This is a genomic window from Pontibacter liquoris, from assembly GCF_022758235.1.
Classification (GTDB): domain Bacteria; phylum Bacteroidota; class Bacteroidia; order Cytophagales; family Hymenobacteraceae; genus Pontibacter; species Pontibacter liquoris.
The window spans coordinates 2014721-2039958 of sequence record NZ_JALEBG010000001.1 but is presented as its reverse complement, the minus strand read 5'-3'; the positions used below and the strand labels follow the sequence as shown (position 1 = coordinate 2039958).

At 50.7% G+C, this 25238-nt stretch carries 24 protein-coding genes; 4 read left to right on the top strand and 20 right to left on the bottom strand.

Annotation, left to right across the window (positions count from 1 at the left end):
• Positions 1–148: 148 nt before the first annotated feature.
• The 3 genes from LWL52_RS08385 to LWL52_RS08375 all read right to left on the bottom strand — a co-directional run bounded on the left by LWL52_RS08385 (position 149) and on the right by LWL52_RS08375 (position 2871).
• On the bottom strand, positions 149–802 hold the full coding sequence (locus LWL52_RS08385; RefSeq protein WP_242918803.1) for a DsbA family protein: 654 nt from the start codon (positions 800–802) through the stop codon (positions 149–151).
• A gap of 107 nt (positions 803–909) precedes the next feature.
• Positions 910–1842: a universal stress protein gene (locus LWL52_RS08380; RefSeq protein ID WP_242918801.1), complete on the bottom strand. Its 933-nt coding sequence runs from the start codon at positions 1840–1842 to the stop codon at positions 910–912.
• A 210-nt stretch (positions 1843–2052) separates the two neighbouring features.
• Positions 2053–2871, bottom strand: coding sequence for a metallophosphoesterase (locus LWL52_RS08375; RefSeq protein WP_242918799.1), 819 nt, complete (start codon positions 2869–2871; stop codon positions 2053–2055).
• A 260-nt stretch (positions 2872–3131) separates the two neighbouring features.
• On the opposite strand from LWL52_RS08375, the gene LWL52_RS08370 reads away from it, so the two are divergent.
• Complete coding sequence (locus LWL52_RS08370; protein ID WP_242918797.1) at positions 3132–4841, top strand: chloride channel protein; 1710 nt, start codon at positions 3132–3134, stop codon at positions 4839–4841.
• A 134-nt stretch (positions 4842–4975) separates the two neighbouring features.
• Positions 4976–5836 (top strand): alpha/beta fold hydrolase, encoded by an 861-nt coding sequence (locus LWL52_RS08365; protein ID WP_242918795.1) that lies wholly within the window; start codon positions 4976–4978, stop codon positions 5834–5836.
• Positions 5837–5891: 55 nt separating this feature from the next.
• Here the strand turns inward: LWL52_RS08365 and hisIE are convergent, their stop codons facing one another.
• The 4 genes from hisIE to hisH form a co-directional block, all read right to left on the bottom strand.
• Positions 5892–6497: a bifunctional phosphoribosyl-AMP cyclohydrolase/phosphoribosyl-ATP diphosphatase HisIE gene (hisIE, locus tag LWL52_RS08360; protein ID WP_242918793.1), complete on the bottom strand. Its 606-nt coding sequence runs from the start codon at positions 6495–6497 to the stop codon at positions 5892–5894.
• A gap of 99 nt (positions 6498–6596) precedes the next feature.
• Positions 6597–7355 carry an imidazole glycerol phosphate synthase subunit HisF gene (gene hisF, locus LWL52_RS08355; RefSeq protein WP_242918791.1) on the bottom strand — a complete coding sequence of 253 codons (759 nt, stop codon included), beginning with the start codon at positions 7353–7355 and terminating at the stop codon, positions 6597–6599.
• Positions 7349–8071 (bottom strand): 1-(5-phosphoribosyl)-5-[(5-phosphoribosylamino)methylideneamino]imidazole-4-carboxamide isomerase, encoded by a 723-nt coding sequence (hisA, locus tag LWL52_RS08350; RefSeq protein WP_242918789.1) that lies wholly within the window; start codon positions 8069–8071, stop codon positions 7349–7351. Before hisA ends, hisF begins: the two co-directional genes overlap by 7 nt.
• Positions 8068–8649, bottom strand: a complete 582-nt coding sequence (hisH, locus tag LWL52_RS08345; RefSeq protein WP_242918787.1) for an imidazole glycerol phosphate synthase subunit HisH — start codon at positions 8647–8649, stop codon at positions 8068–8070. The genes hisA and hisH overlap by 4 nt, the downstream gene beginning before the upstream one ends.
• A 562-nt stretch (positions 8650–9211) precedes the next feature.
• On the opposite strand from hisH, the gene LWL52_RS08340 reads away from it, so the two are divergent.
• Complete coding sequence (locus LWL52_RS08340) at positions 9212–11260, top strand: S9 family peptidase (RefSeq protein ID WP_242918785.1); 2049 nt, start codon at positions 9212–9214, stop codon at positions 11258–11260.
• Between the two features lie 87 nt (positions 11261–11347).
• On the opposite strand, the gene mgtE is transcribed toward LWL52_RS08340, so the two are convergent.
• The 10 genes from mgtE to LWL52_RS08290 all read right to left on the bottom strand — a co-directional run bounded on the left by mgtE (position 11348) and on the right by LWL52_RS08290 (position 20912).
• Positions 11348–12691 carry a magnesium transporter gene (gene mgtE / locus LWL52_RS08335; RefSeq protein WP_242918783.1) on the bottom strand — a complete coding sequence of 448 codons (1344 nt, stop codon included), beginning with the start codon at positions 12689–12691 and terminating at the stop codon, positions 11348–11350.
• Positions 12692–12965: 274 nt separating this feature from the next.
• Positions 12966–13976, bottom strand: coding sequence for a bifunctional 3-deoxy-7-phosphoheptulonate synthase/chorismate mutase (locus tag LWL52_RS08330; protein WP_242918781.1), 1011 nt, complete (start codon positions 13974–13976; stop codon positions 12966–12968).
• Position 13977: 1 nt separating this feature from the next.
• Entirely contained in the window at positions 13978–14754 is a 777-nt protein-coding gene (gene trpA, locus LWL52_RS08325) for a tryptophan synthase subunit alpha (RefSeq protein WP_242918779.1), read from the bottom strand.
• Positions 14744–15934, bottom strand: a complete 1191-nt coding sequence (trpB, locus tag LWL52_RS08320) for a tryptophan synthase subunit beta (RefSeq protein ID WP_242918776.1) — start codon at positions 15932–15934, stop codon at positions 14744–14746. The genes trpA and trpB overlap by 11 nt, the downstream gene beginning before the upstream one ends.
• A gap of 119 nt (positions 15935–16053) precedes the next feature.
• On the bottom strand, positions 16054–16695 hold the full coding sequence (locus tag LWL52_RS08315; RefSeq protein ID WP_242918774.1) for a phosphoribosylanthranilate isomerase: 642 nt from the start codon (positions 16693–16695) through the stop codon (positions 16054–16056).
• Positions 16692–17510: an indole-3-glycerol phosphate synthase TrpC gene (gene trpC, locus LWL52_RS08310; RefSeq protein WP_242918772.1), complete on the bottom strand. Its 819-nt coding sequence runs from the start codon at positions 17508–17510 to the stop codon at positions 16692–16694. The genes LWL52_RS08315 and trpC overlap by 4 nt, the downstream gene beginning before the upstream one ends.
• Positions 17511–17554: 44 nt before the next feature.
• Entirely contained in the window at positions 17555–18562 is a 1008-nt protein-coding gene (gene trpD, locus LWL52_RS08305) for an anthranilate phosphoribosyltransferase (RefSeq protein ID WP_242918770.1), read from the bottom strand.
• Positions 18563–18641: 79 nt separating this feature from the next.
• Positions 18642–19205 carry an anthranilate synthase component II gene (locus tag LWL52_RS08300; RefSeq protein WP_242918768.1) on the bottom strand — a complete coding sequence of 188 codons (564 nt, stop codon included), beginning with the start codon at positions 19203–19205 and terminating at the stop codon, positions 18642–18644.
• Position 19206: 1 nt separating this feature from the next.
• Entirely contained in the window at positions 19207–20619 is a 1413-nt protein-coding gene (locus LWL52_RS08295; RefSeq protein WP_242918766.1) for an anthranilate synthase component I family protein, read from the bottom strand.
• Positions 20620–20711: 92 nt separating this feature from the next.
• Entirely contained in the window at positions 20712–20912 is a 201-nt protein-coding gene (locus tag LWL52_RS08290) for a hypothetical protein (protein ID WP_242918764.1), read from the bottom strand.
• Positions 20913–21260: 348 nt separating this feature from the next.
• Between LWL52_RS08290 and LWL52_RS08285 the strand changes: the two genes are divergently transcribed.
• A complete protein-coding gene (locus tag LWL52_RS08285) occupies positions 21261–21671 on the top strand; it encodes a hypothetical protein (RefSeq protein WP_242918762.1) in 411 nt (136 codons plus the stop codon).
• Between the two features lie 50 nt (positions 21672–21721).
• Here LWL52_RS08285 and hisB read toward each other — a convergent pair whose 3' ends face one another.
• The 3 genes from hisB to hisD form a co-directional block, all read right to left on the bottom strand.
• Complete coding sequence (hisB, locus tag LWL52_RS08280; protein ID WP_242918760.1) at positions 21722–22825, bottom strand: bifunctional histidinol-phosphatase/imidazoleglycerol-phosphate dehydratase HisB; 1104 nt, start codon at positions 22823–22825, stop codon at positions 21722–21724.
• 74 nt (positions 22826–22899) lie between these two features.
• Positions 22900–23955: a histidinol-phosphate transaminase gene (hisC, locus tag LWL52_RS08275; protein WP_367615679.1), complete on the bottom strand. Its 1056-nt coding sequence runs from the start codon at positions 23953–23955 to the stop codon at positions 22900–22902.
• Positions 23948–25237 carry a histidinol dehydrogenase gene (hisD, locus tag LWL52_RS08270; RefSeq protein ID WP_242918756.1) on the bottom strand — a complete coding sequence of 430 codons (1290 nt, stop codon included), beginning with the start codon at positions 25235–25237 and terminating at the stop codon, positions 23948–23950. The genes hisC and hisD overlap by 8 nt, the downstream gene beginning before the upstream one ends.
• Position 25238 lies beyond the last annotated feature (1 nt).

Here is a 25238-nt window from a genome sequence, read left to right as displayed (position 1 = left end):
ACCTTAACGTACCGTTATAACCTGACTCATAGAAAGACCAAGCGTCTTATTTAGTTGAAATGTAGCCCTTAGCAGCACAAAAAACAGCGGCCACACGTGTAGTACGTATGGCCGCCAGCGGGCGCCTATCGCAACCAGGTATTTATCCTTAACCGGGGTTAACATGCCGCAGAGCTTCCTGTAATTTGCTGTTCAGGGCGTCATATAAGCGGTAGCCACGGCTCAGCAGGCTTACTTCGTGGCCGTTGAGCAAGTATAAACTAGGGAAAGCCGTTGCCCGCAGGTGGCGTGTGATCAGGAAGTCTTGTTGCGTTTTTTCACGCATTAGCTGCGAGTCGAATTTCTCCAGGAATTCTTCTTCCGTCACTTCAAATGCCGTGGCAATGGCCGCAAGCACGTCTGGTTTGGTCACATCGCTGCCCTGGGCATAAAAAGCACGCTGTATTTCCTGGGCTACCTGCAGTTCGGCTTTCGGGTTCAGGTAGCGTATGGTTACTACGGCGCGGCAGGCAGGTTCGGTATCGTATACAAAGTCGGGACGTGCGAGCAGTTCAAAATTGAAAGGTTGTTCGGTTGCTTTCTGCACTTCCTCCCAATGTTGCTGCAGGGTTTTGCGCATCTGCTCGTTCATTACCTCGGTAGTGCCCGGTCGCAGCCCTCCTACTACCAGCTTAAAATTAAGCTTACCCTCCTGCTCCTGTTTGAGGCGCTCCAGCTGCGGAGCAAACCCGTAGCACCACGAGCACATCGGGTCCATCACGTAGATCAGGTGCGGCACATCCAGCAAGTCGTATTGTTCCATTTTTCTCTCTTCTTTTTGCAAAGGTACAGCTTGTGCTCTAAATCCAAATCATGGTCTATTTCCAAATGCTACCGATGGCCGGCGTTTGGGTAAGCAGAAAACAGGTGCTAATAGTAAGATGATAAAAAGGAATCCAGGAGGTTGTGCGACTCATCTTCCTTTTTATACACAGCCAGCGGAATGTCCAGGTCAAAGCGCAGGATCTTTTCGGTGGTGCTGCCAAGTATAAACTGCGCGGCGGCCGATTTGCCCCTTGCGCCTACAACCAGCATATCGGCCCGGGCTCTTTTGGCTTCCAGCACGATTAGCTCGCCTGTATCTTCCTGGTGTTCCCGTTCTGCTTTCACCAGCAACAACCTCCCGCTCTGCTGCAGCGCGGGGAAGCGGGCAAGCAATTGCTCATACTTGTCGATGGCGAAGCCCCGCATGCGTTGGTTAAACTCTTCGTAGCTCATCCCTAAGGTGCGGTAGCCGGTAGGCACGGCGTAAACATGCAGGCAGATGATGGCCAGATCGGGCCCCGATGCGGCAGCCTGCAGCACATGCTGCAAAGCAAGTATGCTATACTCTGAAAAGTCCATGCTGACCACGACGCGGCGCAGTTGCGGCTCGAAGGCTTCCGGAACAAAGATAATTCCCACCTTGCTGATGCGCAGTAGCTTATGGGTAAGTACACCACTGCCATGCAGCTTCAATTTGCGGCCTACCAGCATCGTGTCGGTGTGAAGCGCTGCGGAGGCCTCCAGCAGCTCTTTTAAGGGATCTCCTTCCTTCAGCAGCACCTCTACGTCTGCGCGGTTGTTTGCGTCAAAGTATTCGGATACTTTCCCTGCCATCAGGTGCCTTATCTTTTCGCCTCTGGGAGGTTCGCTTCCCAGTTCCTCGCGGAGAGATTCCGGCAGCTCAAAAGGCTTTACCACATGCACGAAATAAACCTTTTCAATTTTCAGGACCTGGCTCAGAAATGCCGTGTAGCGGATCAGCGTATCATCCATGGCCGTGAAGTCCAGCCCAACCATCAGCTTTTGCAATGTGCGCATCGTTTTGGTTCGTTAGTTTGTTCAGGGGCCACAGCCAGTGGCGCGTATAAGCTGCGTCGCGGCCAAAACCTCTTCCTGTTACTAGGTACGATACTTACCGCTATACTTGTTTAGTTGGCCCGTTGGTAGCTAGGGAGCTGACAGATAGATAACGAGCATTTCTCAGCGCATAATCATAGTACAGAACGCTGCTTTTGCTAAGGTGGCTACTTACGAAAAGGAAGAAACAGGACGCTGCAGGAAAGGGCGCACAGGATCAGCATACGTTTTATAGGCATCAACATACGTTAGGTGCTGTTCGGGGTAAGTCAGGGCCGTCAGGCGGCCTCCGAAAACGCAACCGGTATCCAGGTTAATGGTATTGTTGCGCCAGCTGGGCTCAAATACAGGCGTATGCCCGTACACTACGATGGCTTTCCCGCAATATTCCGCGGCCCAGTCCAGCCGGATGGGAAGCCCTTTTTCATCTTTCTCGCCGCTTACCGGGCCATAGAGGCACAACTCCCGCACCCCTCTGGAACTGATGCCATGCAAGCGTTCTTCCAGGCCGGCATGCGCCACAATTAACCGCCCTTCGTCCAGCATGAGGTGATGCGGCAATCCACTTATAAAATTCTTAACGCGGGTATGAAACGCTTTGTCATAGGCCGCAAGCTGCGTTACTGTCAGCTCCAGTCCGTGGCGTACCTGCACTTTGTGGCCCAGCAGCATGCGGTACAACTTATCATCGTGGTTTCCGGTTACACAAAACGCCTGCCCGGCGGCTACCATATCCATGACCAGGCGTAGCACATTGGGTGAATCCGGTCCCCGGTCTACCAGGTCGCCAACAAAGATCAGCTTATGCCCGCCGGGCGCAGAAACCTGGTAACGCTGTTGTGCTTCGTTAAAATGGATAGTATAATCAAGCAGATGCATCAAGGCCTGCAGTTCATTAAAGCAGCCATGCACATCCCCTATAATATGAAAAGGGCCATGTTCTTCCGGCAGATTTAAAAAGCTGCTGCTATTTTCCCCTACAATTGCCATAAGTCTTTCTTAAGCCTTTAACTAAACATGCAATCCTACTATAAACATATAAAAGCGCCCTATAGTTAGCCTAAGTCACTTATTTTAAAATAAAACCACGAAAAGTATACCAAATAAACATTGAACCCGGTATACCTTATCATTAAATTTGCACTTAATCCGTTCTGCTTCATTGTAAGATCAGCCCTTAAATGCCTTATTACAAAAGATACAAGGTCCCCCTTCTCTGGCTGCGCCGCCATACGTCGAGCCGGGAATTTATGCTCATTTCCAGTGCTTTGGTAGGTCTTACCGCCGGTTTGGCTGCTGTCATACTTAAAACCATCGTTTATTATATTTATGTGGCCCTGACGTATAGCGGCGGCCTGCTCGAAAAACCTATCTGGCTTATTGTGCTTCCGGTCATCGGCATTTTGATAACGGTGGTGGTGGTGCAGGTTTTCTTTAAGGGCAAAGTAGAGGGCGGCACGGCCGGCATACTGTACAGCATCTCGCAAAAGTCCAGCATCATCCGGCAGAGCAAGATGTACTCTTACGTTATTACCAGCGGCATTACAATTGGGTTCGGTGGTTCCGCCGGACTGGAATCTCCTATCGTGGTGACAGGCTCTGCCATCGGTTCTAATTATGGCCGCTCCTACCACCTCAACTACCGCGAGCGCACCCTGCTGCTGGCCTGTGGCGCGGCTGCCGGTATTGCCTCCATCTTTAATGCCCCTATTGCGGGCGTGCTGTTTGCCATTGAGGTGCTGCTGACCGATATTAGTATTGCAGCTTTTATTCCGCTGATGGTGGCCGCTGTGGTGGGCACGCTTTGTTCCAAACTGATCCTGGGCGAAGACCTGCTTTTGTTTGTTGGCAACCTGAAGGACTTTCGGGCCGGCAATGTTCCTTTTTATGTGCTGCTTGGGGCGCTTACCGGCCTGGTATCGGTGTATTATACGCGCACGGTGCACCGCATCGAGGCAATGTTTGAGCCACTCGAACACAAGGTATACACCCGGGCCCTGATAGGCGGCCTTTGCCTGGGGCTGCTGATCATGTTGTTCCCGCCCTTGTTCGGACAAGGCTACGAATCGGTGAAGCTGCTGGAGAATGACCAGGCCGAGCTGCTGCTCAAAGAAAGCTGGCTCTCCTTTTTCGGCACAAACGAGTGGGTGGTGCTTTGTTTTACGGGGGCGCTGGCCCTGATGAAGGTCATTGCTTCCACGCTCACCATTGCATCGGGTGGGAAAGGCGGTAACTTTGGTCCTTCGATGTTTGTGGGCGCTTATACAGGCTTTTTCTTTTCCAAACTCATCAATCTGACCGAGATCGGGGCGGTTCCGGTCAGCAGCTTTACCATGGTAGGCATGGCCGGCATTCTGAGCGGCGTAATGCATGCACCGCTAATGGGCATTTTCCTGATTGCCGAAATAACGGGTGGTTATACTTTGATGATCCCATTGATGGTGGTATCGGCTACCTCCTATGCTGTGGTCAAATACTTCGAGCCTTACTCGCTGGAAGCTAAAAGACTGGCACAAAAGGGACAGCTCCTTACCGCAAATAAAGACCGTACCGTGCTGCAGATCATGAAGATCCATCCCCTGATTGAAACGGAATTTCAGCCTGTAGCGCCCGATGCCACTTTGCGGGAATTGGTGGAAGTCATCGCCCACTCCCGCCGGAACATCTTTCCGGTTGTAAGTGCAAAAGGAGCTTTAGAAGGCATTATCCTGCTGGAAGACATCCGGGAGATCATGTTCAAAACAGACAGGTATGACACGGTAAAAGCAAAGGAACTGATGGTGCAGCCACCCGATGTAGTACAGCACGACGACAGCATGGCCAACGTGATGAAAAAGTTCGATGAGACCGGCGCTTGGAACCTGCCTGTGCTGGATGATACCCGCTACTTAGGCTTCGTATCCAAATCAAGCATTTTTACCAAATACCGCAAGCTGCTGATTAAAACCACCAGCGTATAGAGCAGCCTTTATGAGAAATGTGAGCCGGCAAGTATAAGAAGGCAGAAGAACAGTTATGCGCAGAAAAACAATGGTTGGGATATGCCCTTGTCTGGCAGCTTTCTTCGTAGAAGTATAAACTTTCAATTTGCTGTATGAACTCTCCGGACTGGCTCGATCCTATTCTATATCCATTTGCCTATCATACTTTGCAATTGCCGGATGGCAAGCTGCACTATGTGGATGAAGGCCAGGGCGAGCCAATCGTGTTTGTGCATGGTACGCCTACCTGGTCGTTTGTGTGGCGGCAGCAGATCAAATCGCTCAGCCGGCAGTTCCGCTGCGTGGCGCCCGATCACCTGGGCTTTGGCCTCTCCGACAAGCCAGCCGACTTCAGCTATACGCCGGAAGCGCATGCCCAAAACCTGGAGCAGCTTATTACGCACCTGCAATTAAAGAACATCACGTTGGTCCTGCACGATTTTGGCGGACCGATCAGCCTGCGCTATGCCCTGCGAAACCCTGAGAATGTTAAGCGCCTGGTCATTCTCAATACCTGGATGTGGCCCCTGGAAGGAGAAAAAAGGATGATCCAGCTAAGCCGTTTTATGAGCAGCAGTGTCGGTAAGTTTTTATACCTGCAGCTGGGCTTTTCGGTGCGCCTGCTTCTGCCGCAGGGCTATCATGAGCGCCGGCACCTGACTTCCGACATCAAACGTCATTATCAAAAACCCCTTTCCAAGGCTTCCAAAAGGCTGGGCACCTGGCGATTTGCCGTGGCGCTGCACGAAGCCAATCCATACTTTGCCGAACTCTGGAAGCAGTGGGAAAAGTTACGCGCTATCCCCAAGCTCATCCTTTGGGGTGAAAAAGACAAGCTCCTCCCGCTGCATTTGCTGGATACCTGGCAGCAGACTTTCCCGGAGGCAAAGGTAATAAGGTATAAAGCAGGCCATTTTCTGCAAGAGGAAAAAGGCGGCGAAGTAGCGGATGCCATTCGCGCTTTTATGGCGTAAAATAGCAGCGGAAAACAGGCTACCCCTTGCTTTTGTACTTCATCAATTTGGCTTCTTATTTCTGGTGCCGTTCCTGCAGTACGGCCACCACATCTTTTAATTCCAGCCCTGACGCGGCCAATAACACCAGTAAGTGATAGAGCAGATCGGCTGCCTCGCCTTTCATCGTTTCCAGCTTACCGGCTACGGCATCAATAACTGTTTCAACGGCTTCCTCTCCTACTTTCTGGGCTATTTTGTTGATGCCTTTGTCAAAGAGGAAGTTAGTATAGGATCCTTCTACCGGATTTCCTTTGCGCTGCTGAATCACGTTTTCGAGCTGTGCCAGAAAGCGGATGCCAGTAGCCCTGTCCGCACTTTCCTCCTCGCCAAAGCAGCTGGTCGCGCCAGTGTGGCAGGTTGGTCCGTTCGGTTTTACTTTGATGAGCAAGGTGTCGTTGTCGCAGTCGCTGGTAATGCTTATCACTTCGAGCGTATTCCCCGATGTTTCCCCTTTGGTCCAGAGGCGGTTTTTGGTCCGCGAAAAGAAGGTCACGAGTTTCTCTTCCTGCGTTTTCTGCAACGCTTCCTGGTCCATGTAGCCCAGCATTAGCACCTGGCCTGTTATATTATCCTGTATTACGGCTGGCACCAGGCCGCCCATTTTATCAAAATCCAACATAGTTATTTTAAAAGTTAGAGAGGTAAAAAGTTAGAAAGGTATGAGTTGATATAAAAATCACTCATTTACTTAGTCGCTCATTTACCAATTCATTCAAAATTATAACCTGACCGCAACCCCTTGTGCTTTCAGGAAGTGCTTTAAATCCGGAATATCCAATTCCCGGAAGTGAAAGAGACTGGCTGCCAGGGCCGCATCAGCCTGGGCCTGCTCAAATACATCGGCGAAGTGCTGCATGGTACCGGCACCTCCCGACGCTACAACCGGTATCGTTACAGCCATTGAAACTGCCTTTGTAATATCCAGGGCAAAACCGGCTTTGGTGCCGTCGTTGTTCATGCTGGTAAGCAGAATCTCGCCGGCGCCCAGGTCTGTTACCTGTTGGCACCAGGCCACGGTGGCATGTTCGGTTTCCTGGGTGCCGGCCCGGGCGTATACTTTCCAGCCGGCTGCCTCGGTATACTTGGTGTCAACGGCTACCGTTACGCACTGGCTGCCGAAGCGTTTAGCCAGTTCCTCCACAAGGCCTGGGTTACGAATAGCTGCCGAATTTACCGATACCTTGTCGGCACCGTTTTGTAATAGCACTTCTACATCGGCGACGGCACTGATGCCTCCGCCCACAGTAAACGGAATATCAATGTGACGGGCAATATCGCGTACGAGTTCGGCAAACGTTTTTCGCTCTTCGTTGGTAGCCGTGATATCCAGGAACACCAGCTCGTCGGCGCCCTGCTGGGCGTACCATTTAGCCAGTTCCACCGGGTCACCGGCATCGCGGATGTTCTCGAACTGCACACCCTTTACACAGCGGCCATTCTTAATATCGAGGCAGGATACAATGCGTTTAGTTAACATACAAATCGTTCTAAATCTTTTAATGAAATGGTGCCTTCGTAGATGGCTTTTCCAATAATAGCGCCTGCTACGCCGATCTCCTGCAGTTGCTCCAGGTCGGCTACGGTGGTTACGCCGCCACTGGCAATAATGCCGGCTTCCGGTAAGGTCAACTTCAGGTGGCGGTAAGTATCTGTGGAGGGGCCCTGCAGCTTACCATCTTTGCTCACATCGGTGCAGATAAATAGTCTGGCTCCAGTAGTTACGTAGCCGGAGATAAAGTCCTGCAGCGGGTACTTGCTTTCTTCAGTCCAGGCGCTGATCGCGATGTTGGTACCTTTAAAATCGGCCCCGATAATGATCTTTTCAGCCCCATAGGTGATAAGCCAATCCTTTACCGTTTCGGGTTCGCGCACCGCTATACTTCCAGCAGTGATCTGCGAAGCGCCCGCATCGAAGGCCTGTTTTACTGCTTCTTCCGATTGCAGCCCTCCTCCGAAATCAATAGTCAGATTCGTGTTGGCAGCAATACTTTCGAGCACATTCAGGTTTACCGGCTTTCGGGCACGGGCACCATCCAGGTCCACCAAATGCAGGCGCCGGATGCCATGGCTTTCGAAACGCCTGGCTACTTCCAGGGGGTTGCTGTCGTAGGTTGTTTGGCGGGCAAAATCACCTTCGGTCAGGCGCACGCACTGGCCGCCAATCAGGTCAATAGCAGGGATTATCTCCATCATAAGGCTAAAAAATTCTTCAGGATGCGGGCGCCGGCAGGTCCGCTTTTTTCTGGGTGAAACTGCGCGGCATAAAAGTTCTTATACTGTAAAGCTGCGGAAAAAGGCTCCGGGTACGCTGTCTGGGCAATGGTATACTTGCTGAGCGGCACGTAATAGCTGTGCACATAGTAGGCATAATCGCCTTCCGTTATCCCGTCAAATAAAGGAGAAGAGAACTGCTCCAACTGGTTCCAGCCCATGTGCGGCACTTTCAGCGTGGTTTCAAAATGCTTTACTTCCAGCGGAATGATGTTGAGCAGATCGGTATTTCCTTCTTCGGAATGGCTGCAAAGCAACTGCATGCCCAGGCATACGCCAAAGAAAGGCTGCTGCAAGGTAGGCAATAACTTGTCGAGGTTTTTGGCCCGTAGCTGCGCCATGGCCGAGGAGGCTTCGCCCACGCCCGGGAAGATCACCTTATCGGCTGCCTGGATCGTTTCAAAATCTGCACTCAAGGTAGCCTGCACGCCCAGCCGTTCAAGGGCAAACAACACCGACTGCACATTGCCCGCTTTGTAATCAACTATAACGAGGTTCATACTTTTAATTACGAATTAAGAATTATGAATTAAGAATGAAGTATAACTTCAGCTTAGCATTGTTGTTTTGCACTTTATCGCCCGAAAGAGCACTTCGTTCATACTTTGTACTCAGCTGTTTCATATCTGTGATCCGGAACTGTATACGCTGCAGATTTACAATCCGCTTCTTTGCCAATAGCATAAGCCATTAACTTGGAGGATTACAAATCTGCGGCTATTATACTTTTGGATTGCAAATCCAAAAGAGCAACTGAGCATTGGTCAGCACGTTTCCATATCCAGCATCCAATCTACAAATCAGGATTCAGTCAAAAACAAAAAAGCCTGACTCGGGACGGAGTCAGGCTTTTGGATATGTTCTTTATACTTCTAGTAAATCCATAGGCAGGCAGCTCCGAAACGTTTGCTTCGTGCATGATGATGATGCATAGGTGCCAGTGTGCCTTTCATGTATGCAAAGATAGCACAACTTACAAATAGTAACTATAAAAATCATTTTAATGATGTTGTTATTTTACCCCGAATTCCAGAATCGCTACAATAATGCTACTTTTGATAGATGAAAAAGATACTACTATTTGCCAGTGTGCTAGCCCTTGGGACGGCACAGGCACAAGAGCGCATGACGCCGGAACTGCTTTGGAAGTTGGGCCGGGTATCGGCAGAGGGCATCACACCTGATGGGAAATCCCTTATTTATGGGGTTAGCTATGTACAGATGGCTGAGAACAGCAGCGAGCGTAATCTTTACCGGATCCCGGTAGCGGGCGGGCAGCCCACACAACTTACTGCAACCAAAGGCGGCGAGAACGTCGTGCATATCGACAAGGCAACAGGCAATATTATTTACCTGCACAAAGGCCAGTTATGGCAACTGCCCTCCGGCAAAGGCGAACCGAAGCAACTTACCAATGTAGAAGGCGGCCTGAGCAATGTGCGCTTTTCTCCGGATGGGAAATACCTCCTATTTTCACGCGAGGTGGAAATTAAAAAGATCCATAGTACCGACCGTTATCCGGAATTGCCAAAATCCAACGCCTATGTCTACGACAATTTGAACTACCGCCACTGGGACACCTGGGAGGATGGCAAGTTTCAGCACGTGTTCTTTGCCCCGTATGCCGAGGGCAAAATAGGCACGGCCACCGATATTATACAGGGAGAACCCTACGATGCGCCGCAAATGCCCTTCGGCGGCCAGGAAGATATGATCTGGAGCCCCGACAGCAAGGCCATCTTGTATGTAAGCAAGAAGAAATTTGGGAAAGAGTACGCCATCAGCACCAACACCGACATTTACCGTTACGAGCTGGCTTCCGGCAAAACAATCAATCTTACCGATGGCAATCCGGGCTACGATACCGCTCCTGCTTTCTCGGAAGATGCTTCTAAAATGGCCTGGCTGCAAATGGATGAAGATGGAAACGAATCAGACCAAAACGAGCTGATCATTTCTGATACAAAATCCGGCAGGAAGTATAATCTTACAAAAGACTGGGACGAAACCATCAACTCGTTCCAATGGAGCCAGGATGGCCGTAAGATCTGGTTTGTAGCGCCAACAAAAGGAACGGTGCAGTTATTCGAGATCACACTGCCGAAAGACCTCAACAAGTTCTCCGCTAAAAGTATAAAGCAGGTAACAAAAGGCCAGTTTGATGTAAGTGATATTGCAGGACAGGCCGGCAATAGCTTGGTGGTTGCCCGGACCGACATGAACCATGCCGCCGAGCTTTACCGGCTGGACCTGAAATCAGGTAAAATGTCCCAGCTTACTTCCGTGAACAATGCCCTTTACGATAAAATAAAACTTAGCAAGGTTGAACCACGCATTACCAAAGCCAGCGATGGCAAAGACCTGTTCTCGTGGGTCGTTTATCCGCCTGATTTTGATCCGAACAAAAAGTACCCGACCCTGCTATACTGCCAAGGCGGGCCACAATCGGCTTTAACCCAAACGTATTCTTACCGTTGGAATCTGCAACTGATGGCTGCCAACGGCTATATAGTTCTAGCGCCGAACAGACGCGGCATGCCGGGCTATGGCGATGAGTGGAACCGCCAGATTAGTGGTGACTGGGGTGGCCAGGCCATACAGGATTATCTTTCAGCTACCGATGACCTTGCCAAAGAGCCATATGTGGACAAGGACAGGCTGGGCGCTGTGGGAGCAAGCTACGGAGGGTATTCCGTTTACATGCTTGCAGGCATACACAACAACCGTTTCAAAACCTTTATTGCACACGATGGCTTGTTTGATATGCGCAGCTGGTATGGCACCACCGAAGAGCTCTTCTTTGCAAATAACGAACTGAAAGGTCCTTACTGGGCCGATAAGGTGTCAGAGGCTTATACCAGGTTTAACCCGATAACCTATGCCAGTAAATGGAACACACCGATTATGATCGTGCAGGGTGGTCAGGATTTTCGCGTAGGGATAGAGCAGGGCTTGGAGGCTTTCCAGTTCGCGCAGCTAAAAGGCATTAACAGCCGCCTGTTATACTTACCCGACGAAAACCACTGGGTGCTACAGCCGCAAAACGCGCTGGTGTGGCAACATGAGTTTTTTAAATGGCTTGATGAAACACTTAAGCCCGCCAACAAATAATAATAAAAAGCCCGGCACCCCTCAGGTGCCGGGCTTTTTATTTTCCGAATCTGGCTGTGCCATTTCCTCCCACTAATCCTTGGCCACTTAGAGAAGCGTGCCGCTCAGCAGCGAGGCCGCTATCGAGAAATAGATCACCAGCCCGGTTACATCTACCAGGGTAGCCACAAAAGGCGCCGACGAAGTGGCCGGGTCCAGGTTGAGCTTACGCAGCAGAAACGGGATCATGGAGCCGGATAAGGTTCCCCACAGCACAATGCCAATAAGGGAGAACCCGACGGTCAGTCCGATGAGCACATAATGCTCGCCATAGTTGTAGAACCCGACATACTGCCAGGTAATGATGCGCAGCAAGCCTATGGATCCCAGAATCAAACCAAGCAACAAGCCCGAAAGCACTTCTTTCCGCATCACATACCACCAGTCTTTGATATTGAGTTCACTAATGGCCATGGCACGTACGATAAGGGTAGCTGCCTGGGAACCGGAATTACCCCCGCTGGAAATAATGAGCGGGATGAACAAGGCCAGCACCACTGCCCGGTTCAGTTCATCTTCAAAAAAGCCCATGGCCGAAGCAGTGAGCATCTCACCTAAAAACAGGATTAGCAAAACGCTGGCCCGCTTGCGTACCAGCGTGAGCAGCGGCGTTTCGGTATAAGAGAGTTCCAAGGCTTCCAGACCACCAAACTTCTGAATGTCTTCGGTATCGCGTCGCTCGATCTCGTCGAAAATATCGTCAAAGGTTACGATTCCCACCAGTACGCCTTTTTCTGACACGACCGGCATTACGGCCCGGTCATACTTGTTAAACTGTTCAATGGCCTCGTCGCGGTTCATGGTGGTGGTCAGGCTTACAAACTGGTAGTCCATCAGCGACTCGATCGTTTGCTCCTCGTCGGCCATCAGCAGTTTACCGATCCGGATATCGTCTATCAGTTTGTTGTCTTTGTCCACCACGTAGACGTGGTTGAGGGTTTCGGCTTTTTTTCCGTAGCGCCGGATATTGCGCATGGTTTGCTGCACCGTCCACCCTTTTTTTGCCTGTATGTAATAGGGCGTCATGAGGCGGGCAATACTTTTTTCGGGATAACCTAGCAGGTTGAGGGCAATGCGCTTTTCTTCCGGCGAGAGCAGGTTGATAGATTCCTTGATGAGCAGGTCCGGGAAGTTCTCGAAGATCTCAGTGCGGTCGTCGGGGGCCATGTTCTCCAGCATCTCGGCTGTATCGGTAGAGCCGAGTTTTTTGAGTACTTCTTCCTGCGTGGAGTAACTGAAATAGGTAAACACCTCCGACTTTAGTTCCCCAGGCAACAGCAGGAAGGCCAGCAGGCGCTCCTTTTCATTTAGATCTCCCAGTACCTCTGCAATATCGCTGGGGTGTTGTGCTTTCAGGTCATTAAAGTTCAGATCTGCTATCAGTGGGGTCATGACGTAATCTTAAGATAAACAGCTATTATAAGTAGGCCGTACCTGTTCCGCATACGGGCACAAGGTATGATTAGTGCCAAACAAAAGAGCCTGCTCCCATATCGGAGTCAGGCTCTTTTGTTCTGATTGTAAAGTATAATCACAAAAGCACTTGGCCCCGAATCTTATCCGGCGTTACGACTCGATGGTACGTACCAGGCTGCTTTTATTATTTTCATGACGCAAATTACACTTTATACTTCAAACTTTAACGGCTAATCTGCAATTGTACCCGCTAAAATGTTTCGCGCAAATCATAGGCCTGGCGCATGCGCCGGATCAGGCGCTCCGACTCTTTAAAGTTAAGCGTTTGCTGTCCGTCCGAGTATGCTTCTTCCGGCTTCTGATGCGTTTCGTAGATGATGCCATCTGCGCCCGCCATTACCGCAGCCAGCGCCATATCGGCAACATAATCCCGTACGCCAATGCCGTGCGAAGGGTCTACGATCACAGGCAAATGCGTTTTTTCTTTCAGCACCGGCACAGCGTTCAGGTCCAGAATGTTGCGGTACGATTTCTCATACCCCCGGATGCCGCGCTCGCACAGCATGATGTTCTCGTTACCGTTGGAGAAGATATATTCGGCCGCCTGCAGCAACTCCTCAATGGTACCGGAAATACCACGCTTGAGCAAGACGGGTTTCTGCGCTTCGCCCAACGAATCGAGCAGATTGAAGTTCTGGCTGTTGCGTGCCCCCACCTGAAATACGTCTACATAATCGATCATCTCGGCGATCTGCGACACCTGCATCACTTCGGTGATGATCTTGATGCCGTTTTCGCGGCAGATGCGGTGAAACATCTGCAAGCCTTCGATGCCCATGCCCCGGAATGCGTAAGGCGAGCTGCGCGGCTTGAACACCCCGCCCCGCATGATCTTCACGTTGTTCTCCTTTAAGTGGTTCACCACCAGCTCGATTTGTTTTTCGCTTTCAATTGAGCAAGGGCCCGCCATGATGCTGAAATTCCCCTCACCTATCGTTACACCATCCCTCAGATCAATACGGGTGGGTTCTACTTTCCATTTGCGCGAAATGAGCTTATACTCTTCCGAAACGCGGTGAATATCGGCTACGCCCGGCAACTGGCCGATGGTGCGGATATCAAAGTCTTTTTTACCGATGGCCACCAGGTAATGGCCCTGCTGCGTCTGTACTTCGTTGGCCTGGTAGCCGATCTCGTGCACCTGCTGCAGAATGTTGGCTTTCAGCTCTGCCGGAATGCCTTGTTGGAGTTGTATGATCATGTTAGTTTCTGATGCTTTGGATAAAGGTTTGGATGTTTTGCTGCAGGCTGCCCTCCTGTGCCAGCGCTTTGATAAACGCACTGCCGATAATGGCGCCGCGGGCATGGTTACACGCCTGTGTAAAGGTATCGTTGTTGTGAATGCCAAACCCAATCACGCCAGGGTTGCGCAGCTGCATACCTGCAACGCGCTCAAAATAAGACGTGTTAGCGACTGCTTTGCCTGTAGTACTGCCGGTGGTAGAGGCCGAAGAAACCAGGTATACAAAGCCGTTAGTGTGGCTGTCGATCTCGCGGATGCGGGCCTCGGGCGTTTGCGGTGTAACCAGGAAGATATTACTCAGGTTATGTGCTTCAAATACAGTTTTATACTCGCGCACATAATCCTTCAGCGGCAGATCCGGCAGAATGAGCCCGTCGATACCTACTTCAGCACATTTCTGGCAAAACCGCTCCACGCCATACTGCATTACCGGGTTCAGGTAACCCATGAGCACTAGCGGAATTTGCGTTTTCTGCCGGATATGCTGCAGCTGCTCAAATAACTTTGGGATTGTCATGCCATTACGCAGGGCAATTTCGCTGCTTTGCTGGATGGTCGGCCCATCGGCCAGCGGATCGGAAAAGGGCATACCTACTTCGATCAGGTCCACGCCGTTTTTCTCCAGCTCCAGGATGATCTCTTCCGTGTCGTTCAGGTTGGGATAGCCTGCCGTAAAGTATACCGATAGCAGCCCCTCCTGCTTTTCGGCAAATAAGGTGCTGATTCTATTTTTCATCGAAGTGGAATCTGTTTAAGTAAGTAGTCAGGTCTTTGTCGCCGCGGCCAGAGAGGTTTACCACGACCACCTCGTTGGGTTTGGCGCCGATGCGACCCAATGCGGCCAGGGCATGAGCGCTTTCCAAAGCCGGGATGATGCCTTCCAGCCGGGTCAGTTCCAGCACAGCCTGCAGCGCTTCGTCGTCCGTTATACTTTCAAAAAGGGCGCGGCCCGACTGGTGTAGGTGCGCGTGCAGCGGTCCCACGCCCGGGTAATCCAGACCGGCAGAAATGGAATAAGGTTCGGTTACCTGGCCGTCCTCCGTCTGCATCAACAAAGTACGGCTGCCGTGAATAATGCCTTCGCGGCCCAGCACCGATGTGGCCGCCGACTCGCCGGAATCAATCCCAAGGCCTGCGGCCTCTACAGCCACCAGTTTTACTTCAGGACGGTCAAGGTAATGATAAAACGCACCAGCCGCATTGCTGCCGCCTCCTACACAGGCTACTACATAGTCAGGGTTCTCGCTGCCGGTCTTCTCCAGTAACTGGCTCTTCATCTCTTCTGAAATAACTGCCTGGAAGCGGGCTACCATATCAGGGTACGGATGCGGACCCACCACTGAACCAATGATGTAGTAAGTATCTTCCGGATTGTTGATCCAGTCGCGGATGGCCTCGTTGGTGGCATCTTTCAGGGTGCGGCTGCCGCTGGTGGCCGGCACTACTGTTGCGCCTAACATCTTCATCCGGGCTACATTGGGTGCTTGTCGTTCAATATCCACTTCTCCCATGTATACGATGCACTCCAGGCCCATTAGCGCGCAAACGGTAGCGGTCGCAACGCCATGCTGCCCGGCTCCTGTTTCGGCAATAATGCGCTTTTTGCCCAGGCGTTGCGCCATCAGCACCTGCCCCACGGTGTTGTTGATCTTGTGGGCGCCGGTATGGTTCAGATCCTCGCGCTTGAGGTAAATGTTGGTGTTATACTTTTCAGAAAGGCGTTTGGCAAAGTAGAGCGGCGTCGGTCGGCCCACGTAATCCTTTAAAAGCAACTGCAGCTCTTCCTGAAAGGCGGGTTCCCCCATTATTTTGAGGTAATTTTCGCGCAGCTCCTCCACATTGGGGTACAGCATCTCGGGGATGTATGCTCCACCGAATTTGCCGTAGAAGCCGTTTTCGTCAACTGAGTATTTCATAATTAGACTTTAGATTTTAGACGTTAGTCACTAGATGATGCCGTGCCTGTTGTCATTTATACTTATCTTGTCATTTCGATCAGCAGGAGAAATCTGCTGATTTTCAATTCCGATCTCTCCTATCGTGGAGATGACACACTTCTTACCTGCTCCATCAGGAGCCTCACCTGCTCCACATCTTTCAGCCCGGGTTCCATCTCAAATCCGCTGTTCACGTCAAGCGCAAACGGCTTTGGCCAGATCCTTTCAAATTCTTTGCTTTTCAGGTTATCCAGATTCAGGCCACCGCTCAGGAAATAGGGTTTATCAGACAGGTAACCTTTCAGGATTTCCCAGTCGAAGACGGTTCCGTTGCCGCCGTAATTGTTGCCCCGTGTATCGAACAGGAAATAATCACAGCTCCGTTCATACAGCAGGGTGCTCTCAAACACGAAACTGTCATCTACTGAAAAAGCTTTGATCACTTCCAGACCAGCATTTTTGATTTCCAGACACTGCCGTGGTGTTTCCCGGCCGTGCAGCTGCACCACCTCCAGTTTATACTGGCGGGCTGTGTCAAGTATAACAGCGGTCGTTTCATTCACGAACACGCCCACTTTTTTTATACTTGCCGGCAGCGATGCCAGTAGCTCCGGCGTTATGTGCCCTTCTACATAGCGTTTGGAAGCTTCGTAAAAGATAAAACCCATAAAATCGGGTTGCAGTGCCGCTACCTGCCGGATATTTTCCGGATTGCGCATGCCGCATACTTTTACTTTCATGCCGTAACTTGCTGCGCCTGCGCCAGCAGCGCTTTGTATTCTTTGATAAACTCCATGGCCTCACGCTCCGGGCGGTTGTTATACATAAAACGTTCCCCGATAAGAAAGCCGTTAAAGCCTGCTTCCCGCAGCTCCACCATTACGCGCGGGTTGGTGATGCCGCTCTCCGATACTTTGGTAATGTTTTTTGGCATATAGTCCGCTAACTCGAATGAAGTGCCGATCTCCGTCTTAAAATCTTTCAGGTTGCGGTTGTTGACGCCCACCACCGACACATGCTCGTGCAGGGTAGCATCCAATTCAGCTTTGTTGTGTACTTCGAGCAACACTTCGAGGCCAAGCGATCGGGCAAACGAAGCCAGTTCTTTTAAGCGGGCAGGTTCCAGCGCAGCGGCAATTAATAAGATGGCATCGGCTCCGATCGACTTGGCTTCCACAATCTGATATTCATCCACCATGAAGTCCTTGCGCAGAATGGGGCAATAATTATACTTGCGCGCCGTCATTAGGTCCTCATTTTTGCCGCCAAAGTAGGTGGTATCGGTCAGAATAGACAAGGCTGAAGCGCCTGCCTGCATGTACCCGATTGAAGTGCGCTCCACCGACACGTAAGGATTGATATCGCCGCGGGAAGGAGATTTACGCTTAATCTCGGCAATGATACCGGTTTTATCCGGGCGTAGTAGGTAACGTTCCAGCGAAATGCAGGGCGTTTCGAAGAAGAGGCTTTTTTCCAGTAGCTTTACCGGGTACAGTTCTTTGCGGCCGCCCACTTCTTTATACTTATGGGCAATGATTTCGTCGAGTATGGTCATGGGTTTCGATTTGAAGATTTGAAAATTTGGAGATTTGATGATGACTAAACCGCCACTAAATTTTTATCACTTATCAACCTGTTGAACAAAGCAAAAGCCTTTCCGGATTCCAGTGTTTCTTTTGCCAGGGCAACCGCTTCTTTCGGTTTAAGCTCCGGGCGGGCGCACTGCAGGGCCATGCCAGCATTGGCAGCAACCACAGCATTTTGTGCGGGAGTACCCTCTCCTTTCAGCACATCCACAAAAATTCTGGCCGCTTTTTCTATACTTCCGCCCCCTTGTATCTGCTCGTGCTGCAATACCGGCAAGCCCAGCATTTCGGCATCATACAAGGCTTCTTTGTTATCGGCGATCACTTTGAAGGGGCTAGTAAGCGAAATTTCATCGTAGCCGTCCAAAGTATGAATGATGCTGTAATGGGTGTCGGTTTGTTGGTAGAGGTAGCCATACATGCGGGCCAACTCCAGGCTAAAAACGCCCACCATCTGCCGTTTCGGGAAGGCCGGGTTCACCATAGGGCCCAGCATATTAAAAAAGGTCTTTACGCCCAGCTCCTTTCGGATTGGGCCCACTCCTTTCATGGCCGGATGAAACAGGGGCGCGTGTAAAAAGCAGATGTTATACTTATCGATACTGCGCTCCAACGCGTCGGTGTCAGCTGTAAACTTAAGGCCCAGCGCCTCCATTACGTTCGAAGAACCGCAGGAAGACGACACGCCATAGTTGCCATGCTTGGCCACATGCACGCCGGCTGCCGCCACCACAAACGACGAGAGCGTGGAGATATTAAACGTGTCCTTGCCATCGCCGCCGGTGCCGCACAGATCGATCGGGTTATAGACATCCAGGTCCACGCGGTGGCACAAGTCCAACAGGGCATCCCGGAAGCCTTCCAGCTCGTCCACCGTAATGCTGCGCATCATAAAAACGGTCAGGAAGCTGGCGATCTGGTTCTGGTTATACTTGCCCGCTGTAATATTGGCCAGCACCTCCCGCGCCTGCCCCTTCGTTAGCGTTTTATGTTCAAATAAGTGATTTAGTATTTCTTTCATGATTCTTTTGACAAATGATTTTTTGACAAAAGACAAAGGCCAAATTAAATCTTATGTCCTTTGTCAAACAGTCTTAAGTCTAACTTTCCAACCAGTTCTTGATGATTTTCCGGCCATGTTCTGTTAACACGGATTCGGGGTGAAACTGCACGCCGCGCACGTCATAATCCCGGTGGCGCAGCGCCATGATATTGCCCGCTTCATCTACAGCGGTAGCCGTGAGGCAGTCGGGCAGTGCTTTTTCTACGAGCCAGGAATGATAGCGGCCCGTGCTGAACTGCTGCGGCATATTTTTAAAGAGGACTTCGTCTTCAGAAATAACCTGCACCGGCGTAGCAATACCGTGCCATACTTCGTTGCTGTTAAATAGCTTGCCGCCGTATACTTCACCTATTGCCTGATGTCCCAGGCACACGCCCAGCAGGCTTTTGGTTGGGCCAAACGTGCGGATAATTTCCTTCAGCATGCCTGCCTCGTCCGGTATGCCTGGCCCCGGCGAGAGCATGATCTTTTGGTAGCCGCTTACCTCCTCCAGGGTGGTTTTATCGTTGCGGCGCACGGTTACCGTAGTGCCCAGTTCCAGCATCAGGTGCACCAGGTTGTAAGTGAAAGAGTCGTAATTATCGATTACCAGAACGTCCATATCAGTTAATTTCTTGGGCTAATTGTAAAGCTTTGCGCAGGGCCATCAGTTTATTGTCTACTTCTTGCAACTCGCTCTCTGGGTTAGAGGCAGCCACAATGCCGGCGCCGGCCTGGAAGTATAGTTTGTAGTCTTTGCTCAGGAAAGAGCGAATCATAATGGCACTGTTGAAGTTGCCGTTAAAGTCAAGGAAACCGATGCATCCGCCGTAAAATGCCCGGTTGGTGGTTTCGTAAGTATCGATGAGCTGCATGGCTTTGTGCTTGGGCGCGCCCGACAGTGTGCCTGCCGGAAAGGTGCTGGCCACCATCTGCAGCGGGTTGGCATGTGGGTGCAGCTTGCCGGTAACTTTGGAGACCAGGTGGATGACATGCGAATAGTACTGGATCTCGCGGTAAGTTTCTACCTTCACCTCCGAGCCATTACGGCTCAGGTCGTTGCGGGCCAGGTCCACCAGCATTACGTGTTCAGCATTTTCTTTGGGGTCTGCCAGTAGCTTTTCGGCCAGTGCTGCATCGGCTGCATCGTCGCCTGTTCTTCGGAAGGTGCCTGCAATCGGGTAAATGCTGGCCTTGTCGTCTTTGATCACTAATTGGGCCTCTGGTGAAGAACCAAAGATCTTGAAGCTGCCATAGTCGAAATAAAACAGGTATGGCGACGGGTTGATGGAACGCAGTGCGCGGTATACATTGAATTCATCGCCCTGAAAAGCCTGGGCAAACCGGCGGGAGAGCACCAACTGAAACACATCGCCCCGGAAACAATGCTGCTTTGCTTTGCCAATATTCTTCAGAAACCCTTCACTACTGATGTTGTGCTCTTCCGTGCCAACGGTTTTAAAGGTATAGCTCGGAATGTTGCGGCTGTTGAGCAGCGCCTCGAGCCGGGCAATACCATCATCCTCTCCCGGATTATAGCTGTGCGAGAAAATAAACGCTTCGTTTGTGAAATGGTTGATCGCGATAATGTAGCGGTACACGGCATAGTATAAGTCAGGTATTTCCAGACGATCTTTGCGGAGCGTCAGGTCCAGGTCCTCGTAATAGCGCACGGCATCGTAGCTCATATAACCAAAAAGACCGTTGTGAATGAAGCTGAACTGCTTTTGCTCTTCAATCTCAAAACGCTGCGCAAAGGCTCCAAGCTGCTCCGGCACACTGATATCGCGTGTGATCGGTATGGTGCGTACCGATCCGTCCGGAAACGTTTCTGTGAGCACTTCCTTATCGGCTTTGATGCTGGCCATCGGGCCACAGCAAATATAAGAGAAGCTGTTTTCGGAGCCATGATAGTCCGAGCTTTCTAACAGTATGCTGTTAGGGTAATGATCGCGGAGCTTCAGATACACACTTACCGGTGTCAGGATGTCAGCCAGTAGGCGTTTGTAGGTGGTCCGAATGTGATACTTGGTCATGGGTTGCATAAGTGTTAAAACAAAAAGCCCGCTGCTCTATGAGAACAGCGGGCTTTCTTGCCTTTGGTTATTTGCTATATCCGATACTTCAATTAAACATAGCAGTGCTGTTCACGATATTTTGCGTAACGTGCCACCACCATGCCATTTGAAGATTTTGAGTCATTTGTCTTTTTTGTGATGTGCAGGAAAAATTCACGACCTGCTACTTCACAAAAGTAGGCGCTAAAACGACAACTCCAAAATAATTCTGCATTCTTTTTAAATTTCTCTTTTTTAATGAGCTCCTTCATTCTTTGGCACAGATGCGCATCAGGGGCGTTTCCTTTTATTCTAAAATAATGTTTAAACTTCTGTAGCCTGATCTGGTATAAGGATGCGTTGGAACAGAAAACGATTCGCAGATTATACTTTTCTATTGGGTGTCTCGTTCCTTGTTCGCCTACTTACCAGGCGGCAACGCTATTCGAGCGGGTGGCTGCAACGCTACTGATGCATTACCTCTGGCAAGCCGCTGAGGATTATTATTAAGGGCATGGAAACTTAGCAGGAGCGCTGTTCTACTTTTCAAATTTAGTTTTATCCTTTTATTTTTTGTAAATGCTCTTTAGCTTTGCCACCCCGCTTCTAAATACAGTACTATGAAAATACCCAGGACCGAGCTTTTATTCCGGAATAACTTTATTGCCATCGAATATGACAATGATGACGACTGGATGTATGTGAACTGGCGGGGGATTGTAAGCCAGCATGATGTAGTAGCGGGTTGCGGCGAAATTCTCCGCTTTGTAAAGGAACGACAGATAACGGCTATCCTTAATGATAATACCCACGTGGAAGGTGCCTGGTCCGGGGCTTCCAAATGGGTGGGGACTGAATGGTTTCCTGCCATTCAGGAATCCGGGGTTAAGCATTTTGCCTGGATCTATTCGCCAAGCGTCTTAAGCCGGCTTTCAGCCGACAAGGCCTTGAAGTTTGTCTCGAACAAGACGCTGATCCGCTTCTTTGATGAGTATGATTTAGCTGCGGACTGGTTACGTACCAGCCGTTAACAAAAAAGGAGCGCTGTTAGGGCACTCCTTTTTTGTTATACCTGTCCGGCTTATAAAATGCCTTTTGTACTTGGGATCGTATTGTCCTGCAGGTCACGCGCCACGGCCATACGGATGGCACGGGCAAAGGCTTTAAACAAGGCTTCTATTTTGTGGTGCTCATTCAGGCCCTCCACCTTCATGTTTAGGTTCGCTTTGGCCGTATCGGAGAAGGATTTAAAAAAGTGGAAGAACATTTCCGTAGGCATATCCCCTACTTTTTCGCGCTTAAATTCGGCCTGCCATACGGCCCACGGCCTGCCACTGAAATCAATGGCGACCTGCGCCAGCACTTCATCCATCGGCAATATGAAAAAGCCATAGCGGCTGATGCCCCTTTTATCTCCTAGGGCTTCCAGGAAAGCCTCGCCTAACGCCAGGCCGGTATCTTCGATGGTATGGTGCTCGTCGATGTGCAGATCCCCTTTTACCTGTATACTCAGATCGATGCGTGCATGCTTGGCTACCTGTTCAAGCATATGGTCAAAAAAGCCAAGCCCAGTGTGAATGCTCATTTTGCCTGTGCCATCCAGGTTAAGCGCTACTTCGATATTGGTTTCGGAGGTGCTGCGGCGTATTGAGGCCGAACGGGTGACACGCTGTTGCTTCAGGAAAGTATAAATAGCGTCCCAGTCAGCAGTGCTCAGGGCGGCGGCTGGTGCGCTGGTCTCTCCCAGAAAAATGGCTTTTGCGCCCAGGTTTTGGGCCAGCTGTACATCCGTCAGTCTATCGCCGATCACGAAGCTGTTGGCCAGATCATACGCACCTGCCAGGTATTTTTTCATCATGCCGGTACCGGGCTTGCGGGTTTCCAGTCCCTCGTGCTCAAAACTGCGGTCGATGAGGACATCGCTGAAGATTACGCCTTCGCTTTCCAGCACCTCCAGCATCTTGTTCTGGTACGGCCAGAACGTATGTTCCGGGTATGAATCTGTTCCCAAACCATCCTGGTTAGTGACCATCACCAGCTCATACTCCATTTCCCGTGCTATTTTTACCAGGTTGGCAATGGCTTTAGGCACAAAGGCAAACTTTTCAAAGGAGTCAACCTGGAAATCCGTTTTCGGCTCGACCAGAATGGTCCCGTCCCGGTCTATAAATAATGCTTTTTTCATGTTGTTTGGATGTTAGACACAAGACGTTAGACATTAGAATTTTTACTATTTGTATTGTCGTGTGTCCCGTGTCTTTAATCTTGTGTCTTGTATTCACTTATGGCCTGCAACAGTTGCTGGTTCTCTTCCAGCGTACCTACTGTAATGCGGATGCAGCCGGCGCAACCTGGTACAGTGGAGCGGTTACGAACTACTATCCTTTTGCTTAAAAGGTAGTTATACAGGCCATCTGCATCTTTCACTTTAATAAGTATAAAGTTGGCATCCGACGGGTATACCTTTTCTACTTGCGCCAATGCGGGCAGCGCATGTAGCAGCAGTTCGCGTTCCTGTTTGATCTCCTCCACCATGTCGCGCAAAGCTTCGGTGTGCTCTAGTGCCTGCAGGGCCAGTTGCTGTGTGGCCTCGTTGATGTTATAGGGGGGCTTGATCTTATCCAGCACGCTTATAATCTCTTCGGAAGCGAAAGCCAGGCCCAGCCTTAGACCCGCCATACCCCAGGCTTTGGAGAAAGTCTGCAGCACGACCAGGTTCGGAAACTCCGCCAGGCGCGCAGTCCAACTGGGGCTTTCGGAAAAGTCGGCATAGGCTTCATCCACTACCACCAACCCCTCAAAGCTGCGAAGCAGTGTCTCAATGCTTTCGATTTCGATCAGGCTCCCTGTCGGATTGTTTGGCGAGCAGACAAAAATCAGCTTCGTTTCCGGCGTTATACTAGCCAGCACTTCCGCTACAGGAATTTGGAATTTGGGCGTAAGCTGCACAGCTTCCATCGTAACCTCGTTCAGGTTAGCTGATACTTCATACATGCCATAGGTGGGCGGTAGGTGCAGCATCTTATCCTGGCCTGGGCGGCACACCATCCGGAACAGCAGGTCAATAGCTTCATCGCTGCCATTTCCTAAAAAGATCTGCGCAGGGTTTATACCTTTTATTTCGGCTATTTTTCTTTTAAGCTGCTTCTGGTGCGGGTCCGGATAGCGGTGATAATTTTCGCCGGCAAGGCTGCCGAGGCTGTTCTCATTGGCATCCAGAAAAATACTGGCGTCGCCTTTATACTCGTCCCGGGCCGAAGAATACGCTTTCATCTTCAGCACATTAGGCCTGATTATATTATTTAAGTTAAACACGGTTAAGTTCTTTAAGTCTGATACTTACAGCATTTTTATGCGCCTGTAATCCTTCTGCTTCGGCCATGGTTTCGATGGTGCTGCCAATGTTCTGCAAACCTTCCGGTGAGATGTGCTGAAAGGTGATTTTCTTGACAAAGCTATCGAGCGAAACACCGCTATAAGCCCGGGCATACCCGTTAGTCGGCAAAGTATGGTTGGTGCCTGAAGCGTAATCGCCTGCTGACTCCGGGCTATAGTTGCCCAGAAAAACGGAACCTGCATTGATGATCTCCTCCAGCAGCTGCTCGAAATTAGCTACCGCTAGGATAAGATGTTCGGGGGCATACAGATTAGAGAATGCGAGCATCTCCTCTACCGTATTCAACACAATACCCAGGCTATTGCTTAAAGCTTTGGATGCAAAAACCTCGCGCGGTAATTGGGCAAGCTGGGACTGGAGTTCCTGAGCTACTTTATCCAGAAAGGCTTCCGAAGTTGTCAGCAGTACCACCTGCGAGTCGGCGCCATGCTCCGCCTGCGACAGCAGATCGGCCGCTACAAATGCCGGATTAGCCGTTTCGTCAGCCATCACCAGCACTTCCGAAGGGCCAGCAGGCAAATCGATGGCCACACCTGCTTTGCTCACCAGCTGCTTGGCAACCGTAACGTACTGGTTACCCGGTCCGAAAATTTTATACACAGCAGGCACGCTTTCGGTACCAAAGGCCATGGCTGCAATCGCCTGCGCCCCGCCGGCTTTTACCACCCGCGTAACACCCAGCAGAGATGCAGTATAAAGGATGGCTGGATGGATGGTCCCGTCCTTGGAAGGGGGCGTACAAAGCACCAGTTCGCGGCAACCCGCAATACGGGCCGGAACCCCCAGCATCAGCAAGGTAGAAAAAAGCGGTGCCGTCCCTCCCGGTATGTATAAACCTACCTTTTCGATGGCGACGCTTTTGCGCCAGCAGGTGACGCCCGCCATCGTCTCCATCTGTTTTACAGGTTCAGCCTGTTGGGTATGAAAAACCTGTATGTTGCTATAAGCCTGCAGGATGGCTTCTTTAAGTTCCACGGGTAATTTAGCTTCTGCAGCAGCTATTTCCTCTTCGGTGGCAAGCAGTTCGGTTAGCTCTACGCCATCAAATTTAGCGGCCAACGCTTGCAGGGCCGCATCTCCCTGCTCCTGCACTAGCCTGAACGTTTCCATAATACCGGCTTCCAGTTCTGCAAGATCCTTGGTGGGTCGCTTTACCAGTTCAGGCCACGTTAGTGGGGCCGGGTTTAAGATCTTCTGCATA

What these genes read in the sequence shown, in the direction of transcription:
- LWL52_RS08380 (WP_242918801.1), bottom strand. Translation starts at nt 1,842, where the DNA reads ATGCGCACATTGCAAAAGCTGATGGTTGGGCTGGACTTCACGGCCATG.
- hisB (WP_242918760.1), bottom strand. Translation starts at nt 22,825, where the DNA reads ATGAAAAAAGCATTATTTATAGACCGGGACGGGACCATTCTGGTCGAG.
- mgtE (WP_242918783.1), bottom strand. Translation starts at nt 12,691, where the DNA reads ATGACCCCACTGATAGCAGATCTGAACTTTAATGACCTGAAAGCACAA.
- LWL52_RS08365 (WP_242918795.1), top strand. Translation starts at nt 4,976, where the DNA reads ATGAACTCTCCGGACTGGCTCGATCCTATTCTATATCCATTTGCCTAT.
- hisIE (WP_242918793.1), bottom strand. Translation starts at nt 6,497, where the DNA reads ATGTTGGATTTTGATAAAATGGGCGGCCTGGTGCCAGCCGTAATACAG.
- LWL52_RS08315 (WP_242918774.1), bottom strand. Translation starts at nt 16,695, where the DNA reads ATGAAAGTAAAAGTATGCGGCATGCGCAATCCGGAAAATATCCGGCAG.
- hisF (WP_242918791.1), bottom strand. Translation starts at nt 7,355, where the DNA reads ATGTTAACTAAACGCATTGTATCCTGCCTCGATATTAAGAATGGCCGC.
- hisH (WP_242918787.1), bottom strand. Translation starts at nt 8,649, where the DNA reads ATGAACCTCGTTATAGTTGATTACAAAGCGGGCAATGTGCAGTCGGTG.
- LWL52_RS08330 (WP_242918781.1), bottom strand. Translation starts at nt 13,976, where the DNA reads ATGATCATACAACTCCAACAAGGCATTCCGGCAGAGCTGAAAGCCAAC.
- trpC (WP_242918772.1), bottom strand. Translation starts at nt 17,510, where the DNA reads ATGACCATACTCGACGAAATCATTGCCCATAAGTATAAAGAAGTGGGC.
- trpD (WP_242918770.1), bottom strand. Translation starts at nt 18,562, where the DNA reads ATGAAAGAAATACTAAATCACTTATTTGAACATAAAACGCTAACGAAG.
- hisA (WP_242918789.1), bottom strand. Translation starts at nt 8,071, where the DNA reads ATGATGGAGATAATCCCTGCTATTGACCTGATTGGCGGCCAGTGCGTG.
- LWL52_RS08340 (WP_242918785.1), top strand. Translation starts at nt 9,212, where the DNA reads ATGAAAAAGATACTACTATTTGCCAGTGTGCTAGCCCTTGGGACGGCA.
- LWL52_RS08375 (WP_242918799.1), bottom strand. Translation starts at nt 2,871, where the DNA reads ATGGCAATTGTAGGGGAAAATAGCAGCAGCTTTTTAAATCTGCCGGAA.
- LWL52_RS08300 (WP_242918768.1), bottom strand. Translation starts at nt 19,205, where the DNA reads ATGGACGTTCTGGTAATCGATAATTACGACTCTTTCACTTACAACCTG.
- LWL52_RS08290 (WP_242918764.1), bottom strand. Translation starts at nt 20,912, where the DNA reads ATGAAGGAGCTCATTAAAAAAGAGAAATTTAAAAAGAATGCAGAATTA.
- trpB (WP_242918776.1), bottom strand. Translation starts at nt 15,934, where the DNA reads ATGAAATACTCAGTTGACGAAAACGGCTTCTACGGCAAATTCGGTGGA.
- LWL52_RS08285 (WP_242918762.1), top strand. Translation starts at nt 21,261, where the DNA reads ATGAAAATACCCAGGACCGAGCTTTTATTCCGGAATAACTTTATTGCC.
- hisD (WP_242918756.1), bottom strand. Translation starts at nt 25,237, where the DNA reads ATGCAGAAGATCTTAAACCCGGCCCCACTAACGTGGCCTGAACTGGTA.
- LWL52_RS08295 (WP_242918766.1), bottom strand. Translation starts at nt 20,619, where the DNA reads ATGACCAAGTATCACATTCGGACCACCTACAAACGCCTACTGGCTGAC.
- LWL52_RS08385 (WP_242918803.1), bottom strand. Translation starts at nt 802, where the DNA reads ATGGAACAATACGACTTGCTGGATGTGCCGCACCTGATCTACGTGATG.
- trpA (WP_242918779.1), bottom strand. Translation starts at nt 14,754, where the DNA reads ATGAAAAATAGAATCAGCACCTTATTTGCCGAAAAGCAGGAGGGGCTG.
- LWL52_RS08370 (WP_242918797.1), top strand. Translation starts at nt 3,132, where the DNA reads ATGCTCATTTCCAGTGCTTTGGTAGGTCTTACCGCCGGTTTGGCTGCT.